Raw genomic sequence first — 16,622 nt, forward strand, 5'->3', positions numbered from 1 at the left:
AATATAGCGTTAATAAAACAGCAACTAATAACTAGCTACTTAGACAACTAAGTGACTTTTTTTCATTCAGAGCTTGGAACAGGTATACTCTGATTAATTATTTTTAATGAGCTTGCATCCATGAAGCAACTGATAGAATTTATTCCGTTACTGATCTTTTTTGTATTATTTAAAACCAATGGTATTTTTGTCGCGACAGGTGCGTTAATTGTCACAACAGCAATTCAATTAATCGTGACATGGGTTATCTATAAAAAAATAGAAAAAATGCAGCTAATCACCTTTGCTATGGTGGCTATCTTTGGTGGTTTAACACTGTTTTTACATGATGAAAACTTCATTAAATGGAAAGTGACCATCATTTATGGTCTATTTGCTCTCGCATTACTTATAAGTCAATTGATGCATAAGCCATTAATTAAATCGATGCTAGGCAAAGAGATGACGCTGCCAGAGAACGTTTGGTTACGTATCAATCTAGCATGGACAATATTTTTTGTTGTTTGTGCTATTGTAAACATTTATATTGCATTCAATTTTCCGCTTGATGTCTGGGTGGATTTCAAGGTATTTGGTTTGTTAGGACTAACATTACTCTTTACCTTCGCTACGGGTGGCTATATTTATCGCCACTTACCGAAAAGCCCTGATGATCAATAAAGTTGTATAACTGATGACTACTGAAAACAATATCCCTCGTGGACAGCTTCTACTACGCACATTAGCGATGCCTGCCGACACCAATGCAAATGGTGATATTTTTGGTGGTTGGATCATGTCGCAACTAGATTTAGCGGGTGCTATTTTAGCCAAAGAGATCTCTCGCGGCCGAGTCGTTACCGTTTCTGTTGATAAAATAGAATTTAAAGCCCCTGTTGGCGTTGGTGATGTCGTTTGCTGCTACGGTGAATGTAAACGTATCGGTAATACATCGATGAGTGTGGGTTTAGAGGTGTGGGTAAAACCTGTTGCTGTTGATGGCATCGGTGAACGTTACCGCGTCTGTGAAGCGACATTTAATTATGTCGCAATTAACAGCGAAGGTCGTCCACGTAAGATTGAAGTCACACAATAATCCCATAAATAAAAAAGCACTTAATTAACAATAAGCACTAACTAACGTTGGTGCTTTTTATTATTTGCCTAAATCTACTTGTCCCCTCTCAATATTTAGTTAGTATGGTGCATATTAAAACAGCACGAAGCGTTATTCGTGGTTTAAACCATAACTGAATAAGGAATACCCACGATGTGGTATGTGATTTTTTCTCAAGATGTTGAAAATAGCCTAGAACGCCGCATGAGTGTTCGTGAACAACACTTAGCTCGATTAAAAGAATTACAACAACAAAACCGTTTATTGGTTGCAGGGCCAATGCCTGCGATTGATAATGAAAATCCAGGTGACGCGGGATTTACAGGTTCCACCGTTATTGCTAATTTTAATTCATTAGAACAAGCACAACAATGGGCCAATGCCGATCCGTATATTGATGCAGGTGTTTACGCGAATGTGATCGTTAAACCCTTCAAAAAAGTCTTACCTTAAATATATTCAGGATCAACTTGTGAACCTAACTAAAACAAAAAAATTACTGGTTGCCGCTGTCGGTCTGTTTATCCTTGGTGGCTGTGCATCACACGACCAACAGATGGTGGCTGAATCACTAGCACAATCACGAGCAGCAGCGATTGATAGTAAAGCACCCTACCCAAGAATTGATGCTTACCAAATCACTCAAGCCTACGCGAGTAAAAATGTTGTAAAAATCAATATTATTTATGGTGGCAATGGGCGCATAAAACCTACAACAGCGATAAAAACAGCCAGTACCAATTACTGTAATAACGCTGAATTAATACCTTTGTTTAAACATGGGGTTAATTATTTAATTACCGTTCGAGATGTGAGTGGTCGACAGTTAGTATCACAAACCATTTCAGAAGAATATTGTGACTCGTTAAAATAACCAGTATGCAATAATCAAGAAATCCCTAACTGCAACCGACCATTTTATAATGTCAATATTGCTGGTTAGGGTTTTTTATTTCTTCATAATAAGCCACTATTCAACAGGAATAGTTTCAACATTAATTGCATCATTAATTTGCACTTCAAACGATCGTAGTCTTTTATAAATAGACATTAATTCAACAATCGTGCTCCATGAATGCACTAGAAATTGAAATGATTCTTCTACTTTTCCAAACGCTCTGAGTATCTGCTGCAATACCCCCAACGTTAATGCGCCAGAAATAATAGCAGGACCCAGTGCGATATAAGGCACAATCACGGTATATTGAATATATGACCATTTTGCGATATCAAAATATAAATAATGACGATAAAGATTAAAGTAATTTTTACGAACATTAAAAAAGAGGTCTTTCACTGTTTCTGGTTTTGCTCGCTGTGGATTATCTTCCCCAAACACTAACTCTTTACGATAAGCGGCTTCTACTTTTTGATTTTTAAATTCTAAGCCCGGTAAACGAATACCAACAATCGCCAATAATACCGTTCCAAATAATGCCGAAATAATGGCTAAATACACCAACGAACGATCGACACTGCCTATCCATGGTAACTCGGTAACATTTTCACTTAACGTCCATAAAATAGGTAAAAACGCAACCAACGTCATTAAGGAGCGCATAAAACTCACGCCAAGACTTTCGACTATACGAGCAAAACGCATTGTATCTTCTTGAACCCGCTGTGATGCACCTTCAATATGGCTAATTTTATCCCAATGTTTCATGTAATAATTATTCATCGCAGTACGCCAACGAAAAACATAATGACGAACAAAAAAATCGAGAATAACCGCAATAATGATATACATTGAGACAATATTGAAGAACTCAATACAACCCGCCAAAAATTCATCAAATGTCACAGCGTTAGGTTTAGCGAGTGCCTTTTGAATAAGATCATAAAAACTCCCAAACCATTGATTCACTTCTACATCTATCTGAACTTTATACCAAGTAACATATAAAATAACGATACTACCGACAATCGACCATAGAAACCAACGCCGATCAAGAAAGAACGATTTAAACATAGTCACACATCCTTAATGTATTTATATTGAGTGCACCCCTTGCACTAACAACGTAATCAATTCATTTAATTGTTAATCACTTATTTTAGTATTTGTCACCACACACGAAAGCGCAACAAAATCCTTACAATAAAGTTCATATCGCTTATTATAATAAAAAGATGACTACTAAATTTAGACAAAAAAATCCCTTATAAACGCTTAACTAAAAATAGTAGAGTCGATAAGGGATTCTTGTTTTAGCTGTCTATTCTGACGCTAAAAACTTAGCAATGACGCTCAAAAACTAAAGCTTTAAGGCCTGCTTCTGGCTCAATATCTTTAAACTCAGCAGGGTTATCTAAACGGTGAGAAAACACCATATCAGGCGCTTCAGCAGCCATTCCATCAATCAAGAATTGACTGGTTAAGGTTGGATCATTAACACAAGCTAATACAACACCCTCTTCCGTTAATAATTCAGGTAAACGGCGCAAAATCTTTTGGTAATCTTTGGTCAGTGCAAAACTGCCTTTTTGAAATGATGGTGGATCAATAATGATCAAATCATAAGGACCCATCTTGCGTACTTTACCCCATGACTTAAATAACTCATGGCCTAAGAAACTCACTTTCTTTAAATCATGGTTATTGAGGTGATGATTATCACGCCCGCGACTTAATGCCGCTTTTGCCATATCAAGATTAACCACATAATCTGCGCCACCCGCAATGGCTGCCACAGAAAAACCACAAGTGTAAGCAAATAAATTCAACACTCGTTTACCTGCGGCATGCTCACGTACCCAATCACGACCATAACGCATATCAAGAAATAGACCGTTATTTTGATTACGGCCTAAATCTAATTTATACGTTAAACCACTTTCAATAACATCTTGATAGTCAGAGCTTTGTCCCCACAATACATCCATAGGTGAACCTTGACGATCACGATGTTGCAACAATAAAGAACGCGCACCACTTGCTTGCCAAGCATCAGTTTCTGTTAACGTAATAAGCAAATCAGTTAACACTTGCATAAAATCAGCATCGGGCTCTTTGAATAAGGAAACCAGTACTTGACCTTGAAGCCAATCAACAGTGATTTGTTCAAGCCCTAGCCAACAACGACCGCGGCCATGAAACAATCGGCGAACTTCTGATGGTGGTGTCGCTAAAGCCGTTAATAAATGGGCTTCTAAAGTAGGTAAAGCGCTAATTTCCATAACATCATTCAAAGTAGTCAATTAAGGCGGGCTATTCTATACGTTGAGCCTCAGAATACCAACCGTGGGATAAAATAGAGTCATTTACTAATGTTGAGCACGTAAGACATATTCAACCGAATAATCAATAAGACTCGTGGAATGTAATGTCAGTGTTGCTGATGATGAAATAAAGTGACGCGGGGTAGTTTCAGGTAATATCAAATGTTGTTGAGCACGATTTCGACGATGATGTGATTGACGTTTTTGTTGAGAAACTCGCATTTTCAGCGTACGTGAATGAGCACTGCGCATTGTAAACCTCTAACTAATACATTCTTGGATACAGTATAAATTATCAATACCAAAAAGAAATGCACATCCACGTTTTACTTTTCAACTGCTTATAATATGCTCAATTAGCATGTGCATATCTGCATTTAATTCATGTTATTATTTTTTATTCGCTAATACAGGCCATGATAGCATCCAAGGTTGCTGCCATTTAGTTAATGCTAGCTCAGCCTCAGCTGTTGACCATAACTCTCCGATAGTAGGCAGACATAAAAATTGTTGTAGTTCACCTTGATAAGGAAAACGTAAACCATAAGCATGTAAATAGCCGCGATCTGCCGCTTCATTACCATAAATATCATCACCCGTAATACCAGAACCAACGCTGCGCAATGCCACCCGAATTTGATGGGTTTTGCCTGTATGGGGTTTACATAAAAAGATACGACGGCCTTCGCCACCAGCAGTGGAAAAAAACTGAGTAATTGCAGGGTTTACTTTGGTTGTTTCTAACTTCCAACTACTACGGCGTGAACGGGTCATATCACCAATCACAACACCTTGTTTTTTCTTTGGTTTTTTAGTACTAATCGCTATATAAAACTTTTCAACCCGACGTTCAGCAAAATTAGCGCACAATGCAGCTGCGGCCGTTTTATTGCGTCCAAGTAGCAATAAACCTGATGTCATTTTATCAAGCCGATGAATTAAATACAGTTTTTCATCGCCAGTTTGCTCGGCAACGGCTGCAAGTAATGGCTGATCATTATCGTCTTTATGTACACTAATCCCTGGGTGTTTATTAATAATTAAGAAATCAGTGTGCTGGTAAACAAGATCAAACATAATGAAAATAACGCCTTTACGGTACAAAGATGGCGCGAGTATAACTAGCCACTAAAAAAAGAAAAGTATTAAGATTAACGTTATAACAGTGCGCAACATTTAATCACCGCTAAGACAATCAAAATCACCTTATTTTTTTATACTAAAATGGTAACGCCTCCTCAAAAATAACCTTGATCATTCAACATAAGCATTAAAGAGCACTGAATATTAGGTTTTTTTTCCGTTTCAATGCACTATATATACAAATTGTATTTATATATTGATGAAGTCATTCGATGGAACAGTTTTATCAAATCTTAACGTGGATTGGCATTTTCGCCTATTGGCTGTTAATTGCATCTGTCACTGTGCGTGTGGTCTTTAAACGCCGAGCTGTTGGTGTATCTCTCGCATGGATGATGATTATTTATATCGTCCCCATTGGCGGTGTTATAGCTTATCTATTATTTGGCGAGCTTAATTTAGGAAAAAAACGGGCGGAACGGGCTCGTGAAATGTTTTTCCCCTTTCAAAGCTGGTTTCAATGCCTAACTGATTGCCCCGGCCACATGCCACAAAAAATGAGTGATGTTGCAAAACCAATTAACGATCTGTGTGAGAACCGTTTTGGGTTACCCGGATTAGTCGGTAATCACCTGTCATTAAAATCATCAACCGATGAGATTTTACGATCGCTTATTGCTGATATAAATAATGCACAACATTCAATTCATCTAGAGTTTTATATTTGGTATCCAGGCGGCCTTGCTGATGAAGTAGGTGTAGCCCTGATTAAAGCCGCAAAACGTGGTATTAGAGTTCGCATATTGCTTGATTCCGCCGGTAGCATGCGTTTCTTCCGCTCTCATTGGCCGAAATTGATTCGAGGTGCAGGTATTGAGCTTGTCGAAGCACTCGCTGTTTCACCATTTCGTATGTTCTTACGCCGCTTAGATTTACGTCAACACCGTAAAATAGTGGTTATTGATGACAACATTGCTTATACCGGTTCAATGAACTTAGTTGATCCCGCCTTCTTTAAAGTTGATGCGGGTGTCGGTCAGTGGGTGGATGTCATGGTCAGAATCAGTGGCCCGACTGTTTCGGTGCTTAATTGTATTCAAGCATGGGATTGGGAAGTGGAAACGGGACAACGTTTTTTACCGCCATTACCTACTTGCCAAATACCAACAGAAGATGAACCAGAGTATGACACGGTACAAGTGATCCCTTCAGGTCCGGGTATGCCTGATGACATTATTCATCAGGTGTTGCTATTAAGTATTTACCAAGCAAAGAAAAGTATTGTTATTACCACGCCTTACTTTGTGCCAAGTGAACACTTATTGCATGCAATGAAAGGTGCCGCTGAGCGTAATATTGATGTTCATATTGTACTACCCGATAAAAACGATTCGACCATGGTTGAATGGGCAAGTCGTTCTTTCTTTAGTGATTTATTAAAATCAGGGGTACATATTCACCGTTTTCATGGCGGTTTATTACACACTAAATCAGTGGTGATTGATGATACTCACTGCTTAATCGGTACGGTTAACCTTGATATGCGCAGTTTATGGCTTAATTTTGAAGTCACAATGGCGGTGGATAATCTTGAGTTCACCCATAAACTGAGCCAATTACAGCAAAGTTACATTGCCGATTCAGAGCCTGTAGATAAAGAACAATGGGAAAAACGTTCAGTACGTAATAAATTTGGTGAACGCTTCTTCTATATGTTTAGCCCATTATTATAATACGGTGAACATACTGATAATAATTTGATAATAGCTTAATCATAAAAACAAAAACGCCTCAACTAGTGAGGCGTTTTTTATATATTATATATTGCTAATCTTGTTTCACTAACAATGAGCGATTACATTGCAGCCATAAAGATTTGTGAAATTTCTTCATGCGTTGCTTGCTTAGGATTAGTAAAACCACACGCATCTTTTAATGCATTATCCGCTAACAATGAAACATCTTCAGCTTTCACATTAAGATCTTTTAAGCCAGCAGGAATACCTACATCTTGAGATAGCGCCATGATTGCATCAATGGCAGCAGCAGCGCCCTGTTGTGGCGTCATTTCAGTCACATTCACACCCATTGCTGCTGCAACATCACGTAAACGCTCAGGACAAACCTGCGCGTTATAACGTTGAACATGAGGCAATAGAACAGCATTACATACACCGTGTGGCAAGTTATAAAAACCACCTAACTGGTGCGCCATTGCATGAACATAACCTAATGATGCATTGTTAAATGCCATGCCAGCCATAAATTGTGCATAAGCCATTTGCTCACGCGCATTTAAGTTTTGACCGTCTTTAACGGCTGTACGTAAGTTCGCTTCAATCAATTCAATCGCTTTAATCGCAACTGCATCTGTGATTGGTGTAGCGGCAATAGACACATAAGCTTCAATAGCATGGGTTAATGCATCCATACCTGTTGCAGCAGTCAATGAAGCAGGTTTTGCTAACATTAATTTAGGATCATTAACTGACATTAATGGCGTAGTGTTCTTATCAACAATTGCCATTTTAATATGACGTGCTTCATCTGTAATAATACAGAAACGGGTCATTTCAGAAGCAGTACCCGCAGTGGTATTAATGGCTACAACAGGTAGTTGTGGTTTTGCAGAACGGTCAACACCTTCGTAATCACCAATCTGACCACCATTCGCTGCTAACAATGCAATACCTTTTGCACAATCGTGAGGTGAACCACCACCTAATGAAATAACAAAGTCACAGCCGTTATCTTTTAACAGTGTTAAACCTTGATCAACATTGGTAATGGTTGGGTTTGGTTGAGTACCAGCGTAAACAACTGAATCAATTCCACGCTCAGTTAATAGCACAACAACTTGCGAAACTACACCAATTTCATTTAATACTTTATCGGTTACTATTAATGCTTTTTTAAAACCGTGAGCCTTAACGGCATCCGCCGCTTCTGTCAAACAACCAGCACCCATAAAATTAACACTTGGGATATAAAATGCACTGCTCATAATAACTTACCTTATTTTTCAAATATTCATTATTAAATATGTCTTATTCTATAAAACAGGTTTAAATAATGACACTCAGCGAAAATACGTCTTAAGTATTTTTACGCCTTTGGTTTTAAAATCTATTTGATCTAAAACAAGTATTGAAAAAACATTGCAACTTATATGCAAAACCATGAGCAAGATCTCAAAAAAACACCCACATTGTTTCCCTATAAAAACAATAATATTCATTAAGGAAACATAAAGCCTTAAAATAACTTATGAAGCAATATCACATCTCAATTTAATCGGTACAAAAGTCCAGTAAATGATCACTTTGTCATCTTACTATGAGCAGTATTTCCACCTACTATGCAACTAAAGCAACTTATTATTACTCTTAGTGCCTTAGAATATTCACGATTGATCGATGTGAACATTCCTGCGCTACATATTTGTTAGGTGGAAGATTATGACGTTTAAATTGACTCCAATTGCTATCTCTCTGGTATTATCCTTCGGTTTATTTGGGTGTAACAACGATAAGAATCAGCAGATATAAAAAATCCCTCATTAGTTATAACGAAGGATTTTTATGTTTAGCTCAAGCTATTATGACAGCCTGCTATCAATCTAATAATCAGTCTTATGACCAAAAATCATCAACGGGTGCAGCTTTATTTTTACGTTTCTTTTTGCCTGTGCCTTCAGGTTTTGCCATTGGCTTTTCTGCCGCTAATAAGGCTTCTGACTCATCAACTTCAAAACCGGCAACTTGTTCACGCTCAAGTCGAATTTTATTTTTCTTCTCGATAACTTTAAAGTGATGGCTGTCTTCATAATCAATCAGTGATAATGCTAAACCGACTTCACCCGCACGACCACTACGACCAATACGGTGCATGTAATCTGCTGGGCTACGCGGTAAATCAAAGTTAATCACAACAGGTAGCTTTTCAATATCAAGACCACGTGCCGCAATGTCAGTTGCAATCAATACTTCAATATCGCCTAATTTAAACGCTTCTAATACACGAGTACGTGCACCTTGACCTTTATCACCGTGGAATACTTCAGCACAAATACCACGTCGAGAAAGTTTATCCGCTAAGTGTTCACACGTATTTTTAGCATTCACAAATATAAGCGTTTGACGCCATTGATTTTCTTTAATCAATTGCGCTAATACTGCGGTTTTTTCGCCTTTATTAACGGTAAACACACGCTGTACTAACGTACTTGCATCAACACTTTGTAATTGAAGCTCAACCGGATCATTAAGTAATTCTTGAGTTAATGTCTTTACTTGCTCAGGAAACGTTGCTGAGAATAATAACGTTTGCTTGTTTTTAGGTAACAATGCTAATAATGATGATAATTCTTCAGTAAAGCCAAGACTTAACATACGATCAGCTTCATCAAGCACTAAGGTTTTAACCCGATCAAGCTTAATAGCATTACTTGAAATCAAATCTAATAATCGACCCGGTGTTGCCACTAAAATATCTGTACCACCACGTAATGCTAGCATTTGGGTATTGGCTGATACACCACCAAATACAGCAACAGTTTTAATTGCGCCATTAAAATGGGTCGCATAAGATTTAATGCTATCTGCAACTTGTTTTGCTAGCTCACGGGTTGGAACTAAAACAAGCCCTGAAACATAGTTACCCTTCGCATTCTTATTTTCAGTAGCTTTAGTTTGATACAACTGTTGTAACAACGGCAAAGCAAATGTTGCCGTTTTACCTGAACCTGTATTTGCACCCGCAATTAAGTCACGTCCCGCTAATACACTCGGAATAGCTTGTGCTTGAATAGGCGTTGGCTGTTGATATTCCAGCTCCGTTAATCGTGCTAACAAAGGTGAAATAAGGCCAAGTTCTGCAAAGTTGGCTGGTGTTGTAATAGTGGTCATTAATATACAGGCTCAAAACTAAAATAATTGCTGTCATTTTAGCTTATTTAGCCTGTACTCAGTTAGTGATATTCTGTTATGAAGGTAACTGACGTATTTGGTGAGGGTTTATCGGCTATTGCTGATGGGTTATTTTCAGTCCCCCACTTCATTTGAGCTTGTTCTATCGCACGACAGAAAACAACCGCAAATTAACTGCCAGAACATATTCTAATATGAGTACGTATTGCAATACCTCTTACCCCCCCCTTTTGGGTTTGTTATTTACCATTTAAAGTCTCGCTCTGACCATGAAATGAACGTTGTTATCTATTAACATTACAACAAGAAAAACAAGGCAGGGAATAATTCAATTAGATCATTTTGATACTCATCCCCCCTGTTACTAAATATCACCTAGGAGCTTTCTATGAACAAAAAACACGTTGCAGTTATTGGTGCTACAGGTCAAATAGGGACACCTTTAACTAACGGTTTACTCACGTTAGGGCATGATGTCACCGTCATCACTCGTGAGCGTAACGCAAGAAATAGTGCTAAATTAGCGCAGTTTGAAAAGCAGGGAGCGAAGATCGTTGAGTGTGCAGATATGCATGATGTGGATGCAATGGCAAACATTCTTCAAGGAATTGATACATTGGTAGCAAGCGTTCCTGGCTCTAAAGAAATCATCCAAAAATCCGAACCGATTTGGCTATCAGCCGCGGTAAAAGCAGGTGTTGAGCGATTTGTACCTACCGAGTTTGGTTCCCACACTCAGGCGATTGAAATGGGAGATGGTGAAATATTTGACCAAAAAAAACGCTTCCATGATTTACTCATGAACTCAGGTATTGGTTGGACACTTTATTATAATGGTGGGATTTTTGACTATTTCTTACCTAACTTAAGATTCTTTCGCAAGATCACCACATTTGGGAATCTTGAGTTACCTATTTATACCCACGATATTGAAGATATTGGCTACCTCGCCGCTATGGCAGTGACGGATGAACGGACGATTAACAAATGTGTCCAGGTTGATTTCAATGCCTTAACTCAAAACGAAATGTTAGCTCAAATCAAACAGAATTGGCCTAATTATCCTTTTGAATATGAACACTTCTCTTCAGAATACATCACAGAAATGAAAGAAAAATCAGGTGATGAGATCACATCAAAGAAAGGGAACGAAACTGACAAAGAGCGTTGGGGCATCAACTATGTTAATTATGTAATTGATAAACTTGCTGCATTTACCGAACAAACTTTACGAGCCAGTGATCTATACCCTGACTATGTGTGTAAACGCCCAGAAGAAGCATTGAACGATGCGAAATTTGTCTTCGAGGATTAATCAGCCAACATGATAAAAAGAGATAACCTTCTCGTTATTTCTTTTTATCCAAGGTACAAGATATAGCAATTTCAACGTTCGAGATTAACCATTTTTCGCCAGAGGTTGACCGTGAATGTCATGTGTTGAGACATTAATATAAAGGCATCACTAACCTAATATACAAGTTCTCATTATGGATTCTTGGTTAACCTTATTACCTCCCTGTTTATCAATACTGCTTGCCATCACCACAAAGCAAGTTTATGTGGCCATTTTTGCTGGCATCATGGCGGGATCTATCCTGCTATCTCATAATGTCTTACTGGGTATTACAAATAGTTTCAATGCGGTCGCTGATACTTTTCAGTCATCAAACTCAGTAAAAAGCTTGATATTTATCTTGATGATTGGCGCAATCATCAATGTGATGAAACAATCTGGTGGCATTGATACGCTCATTTATCAACTGGTATATAAACGAAATATTGTAAAATCAAAAGGGAGTGCACAGCTTATCACCATCGCCTTTGGCTTTTTAATGTGCCTAGAAGGAGTTGGCTCCATGATGTTAATTGGTCTTGTTGGCCGTCCGCTATTTAATCAGTTTGATATTTCACGCGAAAAGCTTGCGTTTATAGCTAATTGCACCGGAGCACCCTTAGCCTGGCTGATGCCATTTAGTGGCGCAGGGATTTTCCTTGCCAGCCTAATTGCAGTTCAAGTGGAAAATGGCACTTTGGACAAGCCGCCGATGTACTATGTATTAGCCGCATTACCTTATCAAATCTACACGATGGCTATACTGGCTTTAGTGCTATTGCTGGCGTTGAAGCAGCATGATTTCACTGCTCAAAGTACATCTGCAAATCAAGTTAATATTGTACCTTCATCTGATCATCAGCCACAAACCAGCATCTTGGCTATTATATTGCCTGTTGCTATCTTATTAGCGTCGATTCTTGTTATTACTTACGTAACAAGAGACATCAGTTCAGCGGTTTATTGGAGTGGTTTCATCTCGCTTATCGGATCAGGGATCTACTTTCGAGTCTGCAAAGTTAACATTAACCAATATGTAGAATGGTGCGTAAAAGGGATGGAAAACATGCTACCCGCAGCCATCATATTGACATTAGCATTTTCATTAAGCGGAATTACCGGAGAACTTGGCACGGGGAAGTATCTGGCTAGTTTTGTATCAAACGAGGTACCTATATGGCTTGTACCGGCTTCTATCTTTGTTATTTGTGTGCTGATTTCATTTTCTACAGGTAGTTCTGGTGCAACCGTTAGCATCATGACCCCTATTATTATACCGCTTGCGGTTAGTATCGGAATATCGGTACCGCTTGTTATTGCCACAGTAATTTCAGGCGCTGTATTTGGCGACCAAAGCTCACCAATATCTGATTCAGTGGTTGTCGCCTCATCGGCAGCTAATTGCCCACCAGCAAAACACTTTGCAACTCAGTTGCCTTATACTTTGGCTGTCGCTCTACTGTCACTGATGTTTTATCTTATAATGGGTTTTTACACTTAAATATTGAATGAGTATTTATGATATGAATATCCCTTTAGTCGGCTTTAATCACGTTAAAACATCAAATTGTGAAATTGAAGTTATTGATTTAGAAGCGTTGTATCAATGCAAAGAAAGACTCACTCATAACCCCACATTGCCACATCGAGTCAATTTTAATCATATCATTCATATAGAAGAAGGAGAAGGTACCCACCTGATTGACTTTGTGAACTACCCCTATGAGTCAGGGGCATTTATTTTTATTCAAAAGAACCAAGTGCATGCGTTTGATTTCAGCCATAAACCAAAAGGGAAAGTACTGATATTTACTCAAGAATTCATCAATCAAGCACTTACCAATATGAGACTACCAGAATTTGTACCAACGCATCTCGAGTACACTTATAAGCCTGTTTTTATTCCTGACCCAGAAACAATAAGCAGTAGTGAAATATTGCTAACTGAAATCAGCAAAGAACTTCATTATCAGGAATCTAATCCGCTCATCACTATGTTTTTATTTTCTTCACTGTCGCTCATATTACGCCGAGTCATGCCAGAAAATCATCATGATAAATTAAACAAAAATCAGTTATCTAAGTTCAATGATTTTGTTGCACGGCTTGAAACAAACTTCCACCGCACCCGAGATGCAACCTATTATGCAGACCAACTGCACACGACCTACAAAACCTTAAATCAGATATGCAAATTAGCTTGCAACCAAACAGCTAAGCAACTCATCGATGCCTACACTATTTTAGAAGCCAAACGACGGCTGGTTCTGGATGGTCTACCAACCCAGCAGCTTGCTTACGAACTTGGCTTTGAAGATGCCAGTAATTTTGTAAAATATTTTAAAAAACATACCTTGATCACCCCATCCCGTTTTCAGAAACAATTCCAAGGTGTGTGATTGACCATTTTCTTACTTATACTGACCTTATTATCCTCGGCCTTTATAGTATTATTTACTCATTCCAATAAAAGGGAATGATTACAAAAAAGGTCTTTCTACCGTTTTATCCACAACGGTTTTAATGCGCACTGCATGTACAAGTCAGTTTCAACAGAGGAAAATACGATGAGCATATCTAACAAAGACAAAGCAATTGCCCTGCTTAACAGCATTGAAACTAGAGAGCAGCAGGCTGTCGCTTATGTCAATCCAGATAAATATATTCAACACAACCTAGCTATTAGTGATGGTCTTGCAGGGTTCGGTGCAGTCCTTCAAGCACTCCCAGAAAACAGTGCCAAGGTTGATATAAAACGTGCTTATCAAGATGGTAAATACGTATTTACCCATACCGATTACACTTTCTTTGGCCCTAAAGTTGGTTTTGATGTATTTCGCTTTGAAGATGGCTTAATCGTCGAGCACTGGGATAACCTGACTGAAAAAAGTGCGCTAAACCCAAGTGGTCGCACGCAGCTAGATGGCGCAACAGCAGTCAGTGATTTAGATAAGACAGAAGAAAACAAAGCACTCGTTACTGACTTTGTTGATACTATTCTTGTTAACGGTAAATTAGCACAACTTGGTCGTTTTATTGCTGACGGTGACGCGAACTATCTGCAACACAATTCAGCGATTGCAGATGGTCTTTCTGGCTTAGGCAACGCACTGGAAGCTATGGCCAAACAAGGCATTAAAATGGCTTATACCCAAAACCATATCGTATTGGGTGAAGGTAACTTTGTTTTAAGTATCAGTGAAGGTAGTTTTGCTGGCGAGCATGTTTCTTTCTATGATTTATTCCGCATTGAAAACAACAAGATTGTAGAGCATTGGGACACCATCGAACCAATTCCAGCAAAAGACTCATGGAAAAACAACAACGGTAAATTTGGTTTCTAAGCTAAATCAATCATCCAATAAACCGTAGCAGCCATATTGCTACGGTTTGATTTTCTGTTTAACCATCCTTCCTTTTATCTCATTACCTCTATTACGAGGATATCTGGTGCTGTCGTAAAATTTTGGTAAGTACAAACGTATCGAATTCTAAATACAACTATGCAGTGAATACAATAACTCTACGACTCACTGTAGGGAATGACGGGTGTTGATTTATTCAGACGTAAAAAAGCCGTTAACTTTCGTTAACGGCTTTCTTGAATATGGAGGAGCTGCTTCGAGGATTAATGGATTTGAACCCTGCTTTACTTACTCAAACTAAACACCCACTTTCATTCAGACGTAAAAAAGCCGTTAACTTTCGTTAACGGCTTTCTTGAATGTGGCGGAGCTGCTTCGAGGATTAGTGGATTTGAACCCTGCTTTACTTACTCAAACTAAACACCCACTTTCATTCAGACGTAAAAAAGCCGTTAACTTTCGTTAACGGCTTTTTTGAATGTGGCGGAGAGATAGGGATTTGAACCCTAGATACGCTATAAACGTATGCTGGTTTTCAAGACCAGTGCTTTCAACCGCTCAGCCATCTCTCCAATTTTTATATCTCTCTAAAAGAGATATGGCGGTGAGGGAGGGATTCGAACCCTCGATACGTTGCCGTATACACGCTTTCCAGGCGAGCTCCTTCAGCCACTCGGACACCTCACCACATTGTTGCCAACAACGCTTTGCTTGTCGACGGCGTGTAATATATTGATTTATGGGATCTAGGTCAAGGGTTTTTATTGAAGTTTTTTCCATATGCTTATTTATGGTTCAATTCGCATTGTTTTTATACCAAAACCATGACTTGCTCTCATTTAAAAACAATAAAAGCACCTCAAAGGGTGCTTTCGACTAATAGCAATAAAACTAACACAGGTTAAATAAGAGGTTGAGAAGTCACTGTAACACGGAACATTCTGCGGCATAGCTCAAGAAATTGACCATAAACCACACCTAGTGCGCCTGACACTAAAATGTTACTCATTACCGCCGCTATAATTTGTTCTTTATTCGCACCAACAACCAAAAGGATACATGCATAGATAGGAGACTGGAATACCACATATGCCACCATATCTGATAACCCTTTCATCCATCGTGTTGGCGACAACTTCCGACCCCAACCAATAACATAATCACGGAACATACCGTAGGGCCATGCAATCGCAATATTAATCGGAATAGATAACGTACGAGATGCTAATGACTGTTCAAAAGACATGCCTGAAATAAAAATTTCAATCATCATCCCAGTAATAAAGCCAAACACAACCATTGCAAATATATCTGCAGCGGCATTTCTAACTCTAAATGGCACTTTAATAACAGACATTCACTTCCCTTACTCTAGCAAAATCAACCAGTATTGGATCTACATACGTTACTTAAAACTACCTAATCAACACGATGTAGTTCATGTGCGAATTAAAACAGCTTTTTTATAAAATAAGGTTCTGTATTTAATATTGGTTTCGAGTTAATAACTACTATTTGAGTTAAATGTAGGGTTTTTATCTAGTCTAAAAATAACCATTAGAGCATTTAATTGTCACTATTAGTTTATTTAA

Annotated in this window: 16 protein-coding genes and 2 tRNA genes; 9 read left to right on the top strand and 9 right to left on the bottom strand. The window is 38.5% G+C overall.

Going from position 1 to position 16,622, the window contains the following annotated elements:
• Window positions 1–120: 120 nt before the first annotated feature.
• From CIK00_RS01140 to gspS2, 4 genes are all read left to right on the top strand, one after another.
• On the top strand, window positions 121–660 hold the full coding sequence (locus CIK00_RS01140) for a septation protein A (RefSeq protein WP_101767093.1): 540 nt from the start codon (window positions 121–123) through the stop codon (window positions 658–660).
• 13 nt (window positions 661–673) lie between these two features.
• The gene (gene yciA / locus CIK00_RS01145; protein ID WP_045035667.1) at window positions 674–1,075 is read left to right on the top strand and encodes an acyl-CoA thioester hydrolase YciA; all 402 of its coding nucleotides are present in this window, start codon (window positions 674–676) and stop codon (window positions 1,073–1,075) included.
• Between the two features lie 174 nt (window positions 1,076–1,249).
• Window positions 1,250–1,549 (top strand): YciI family protein, encoded by a 300-nt coding sequence (locus CIK00_RS01150; protein ID WP_101767094.1) that lies wholly within the window; start codon window positions 1,250–1,252, stop codon window positions 1,547–1,549.
• Window positions 1,550–1,568: 19 nt separating this feature from the next.
• Window positions 1,569–1,970: a type II secretion system pilot lipoprotein GspS-beta gene (gene gspS2 / locus CIK00_RS01155; RefSeq protein ID WP_101767095.1), complete on the top strand. Its 402-nt coding sequence runs from the start codon at window positions 1,569–1,571 to the stop codon at window positions 1,968–1,970.
• 96 nt (window positions 1,971–2,066) lie between these two features.
• Here gspS2 and sbmA read toward each other — a convergent pair whose 3' ends face one another.
• The 4 genes from sbmA to CIK00_RS01175 all read right to left on the bottom strand — a co-directional run bounded on the left by sbmA (window position 2,067) and on the right by CIK00_RS01175 (window position 5,395).
• On the bottom strand, window positions 2,067–3,068 hold the full coding sequence (sbmA, locus tag CIK00_RS01160) for a peptide antibiotic transporter SbmA (RefSeq protein WP_101767096.1): 1,002 nt from the start codon (window positions 3,066–3,068) through the stop codon (window positions 2,067–2,069).
• A 266-nt stretch (window positions 3,069–3,334) separates the two neighbouring features.
• A complete protein-coding gene (locus CIK00_RS01165; RefSeq protein ID WP_101767097.1) occupies window positions 3,335–4,276 on the bottom strand; it encodes a class I SAM-dependent methyltransferase in 942 nt (313 codons plus the stop codon).
• Between the two features lie 87 nt (window positions 4,277–4,363).
• Entirely contained in the window at window positions 4,364–4,570 is a 207-nt protein-coding gene (locus CIK00_RS01170) for a hypothetical protein (RefSeq protein WP_101767098.1), read from the bottom strand.
• A gap of 138 nt (window positions 4,571–4,708) precedes the next feature.
• Window positions 4,709–5,395, bottom strand: coding sequence for a TIGR01621 family pseudouridine synthase (locus CIK00_RS01175; protein WP_101767099.1), 687 nt, complete (start codon window positions 5,393–5,395; stop codon window positions 4,709–4,711).
• 278 nt (window positions 5,396–5,673) lie between these two features.
• Here CIK00_RS01175 and cls point away from each other — a divergent pair, with 278 nt between their 5' ends.
• Window positions 5,674–7,134: a cardiolipin synthase gene (gene cls / locus CIK00_RS01180; protein WP_101767100.1), complete on the top strand. Its 1,461-nt coding sequence runs from the start codon at window positions 5,674–5,676 to the stop codon at window positions 7,132–7,134.
• A gap of 122 nt (window positions 7,135–7,256) precedes the next feature.
• On the opposite strand, the gene yiaY is transcribed toward cls, so the two are convergent.
• Window positions 7,257–8,405 carry an L-threonine dehydrogenase gene (yiaY, locus tag CIK00_RS01185; RefSeq protein ID WP_101767101.1) on the bottom strand — a complete coding sequence of 383 codons (1,149 nt, stop codon included), beginning with the start codon at window positions 8,403–8,405 and terminating at the stop codon, window positions 7,257–7,259.
• A gap of 628 nt (window positions 8,406–9,033) precedes the next feature.
• The gene (locus tag CIK00_RS01190) at window positions 9,034–10,308 is read right to left on the bottom strand and encodes a DEAD/DEAH box helicase (protein WP_101767102.1); all 1,275 of its coding nucleotides are present in this window, start codon (window positions 10,306–10,308) and stop codon (window positions 9,034–9,036) included.
• Between the two features lie 409 nt (window positions 10,309–10,717).
• Here CIK00_RS01190 and CIK00_RS01195 point away from each other — a divergent pair, with 409 nt between their 5' ends.
• The 4 genes from CIK00_RS01195 (at window position 10,718) to CIK00_RS01210 (ending at window position 15,009) form a co-directional block, all read left to right on the top strand.
• Window positions 10,718–11,644, top strand: a complete 927-nt coding sequence (locus CIK00_RS01195; RefSeq protein WP_101767103.1) for an aromatic alcohol reductase — start codon at window positions 10,718–10,720, stop codon at window positions 11,642–11,644.
• 175 nt (window positions 11,645–11,819) lie between these two features.
• Window positions 11,820–13,166, top strand: coding sequence for a Na+/H+ antiporter NhaC family protein (locus tag CIK00_RS01200; protein ID WP_101767104.1), 1,347 nt, complete (start codon window positions 11,820–11,822; stop codon window positions 13,164–13,166).
• Between the two features lie 22 nt (window positions 13,167–13,188).
• Complete coding sequence (locus CIK00_RS01205; protein WP_101767105.1) at window positions 13,189–14,064, top strand: AraC family transcriptional regulator; 876 nt, start codon at window positions 13,189–13,191, stop codon at window positions 14,062–14,064.
• Window positions 14,065–14,199: 135 nt separating this feature from the next.
• Complete coding sequence (locus CIK00_RS01210) at window positions 14,200–15,009, top strand: nuclear transport factor 2 family protein (protein ID WP_202820793.1); 810 nt, start codon at window positions 14,200–14,202, stop codon at window positions 15,007–15,009.
• Between the two features lie 502 nt (window positions 15,010–15,511).
• Here the strand turns inward: CIK00_RS01210 and CIK00_RS01215 are convergent.
• From CIK00_RS01215 to CIK00_RS01225, 3 genes are all read right to left on the bottom strand, one after another.
• Window positions 15,512–15,602: transfer RNA gene (locus CIK00_RS01215), tRNA-Ser, on the bottom strand.
• A gap of 27 nt (window positions 15,603–15,629) precedes the next feature.
• Window positions 15,630–15,717, bottom strand: a tRNA-Ser gene (locus CIK00_RS01220).
• A 214-nt stretch (window positions 15,718–15,931) separates the two neighbouring features.
• The gene (locus CIK00_RS01225; RefSeq protein ID WP_101767107.1) at window positions 15,932–16,387 is read right to left on the bottom strand and encodes an L-alanine exporter AlaE; all 456 of its coding nucleotides are present in this window, start codon (window positions 16,385–16,387) and stop codon (window positions 15,932–15,934) included.
• Between the last annotated feature and the right edge of the window lie 235 nt (window positions 16,388–16,622).

It is taken from the genome of Photobacterium carnosum (genome assembly GCF_002849605.1).
GTDB lineage: Bacteria > Pseudomonadota > Gammaproteobacteria > Enterobacterales > Vibrionaceae > Photobacterium > Photobacterium carnosum.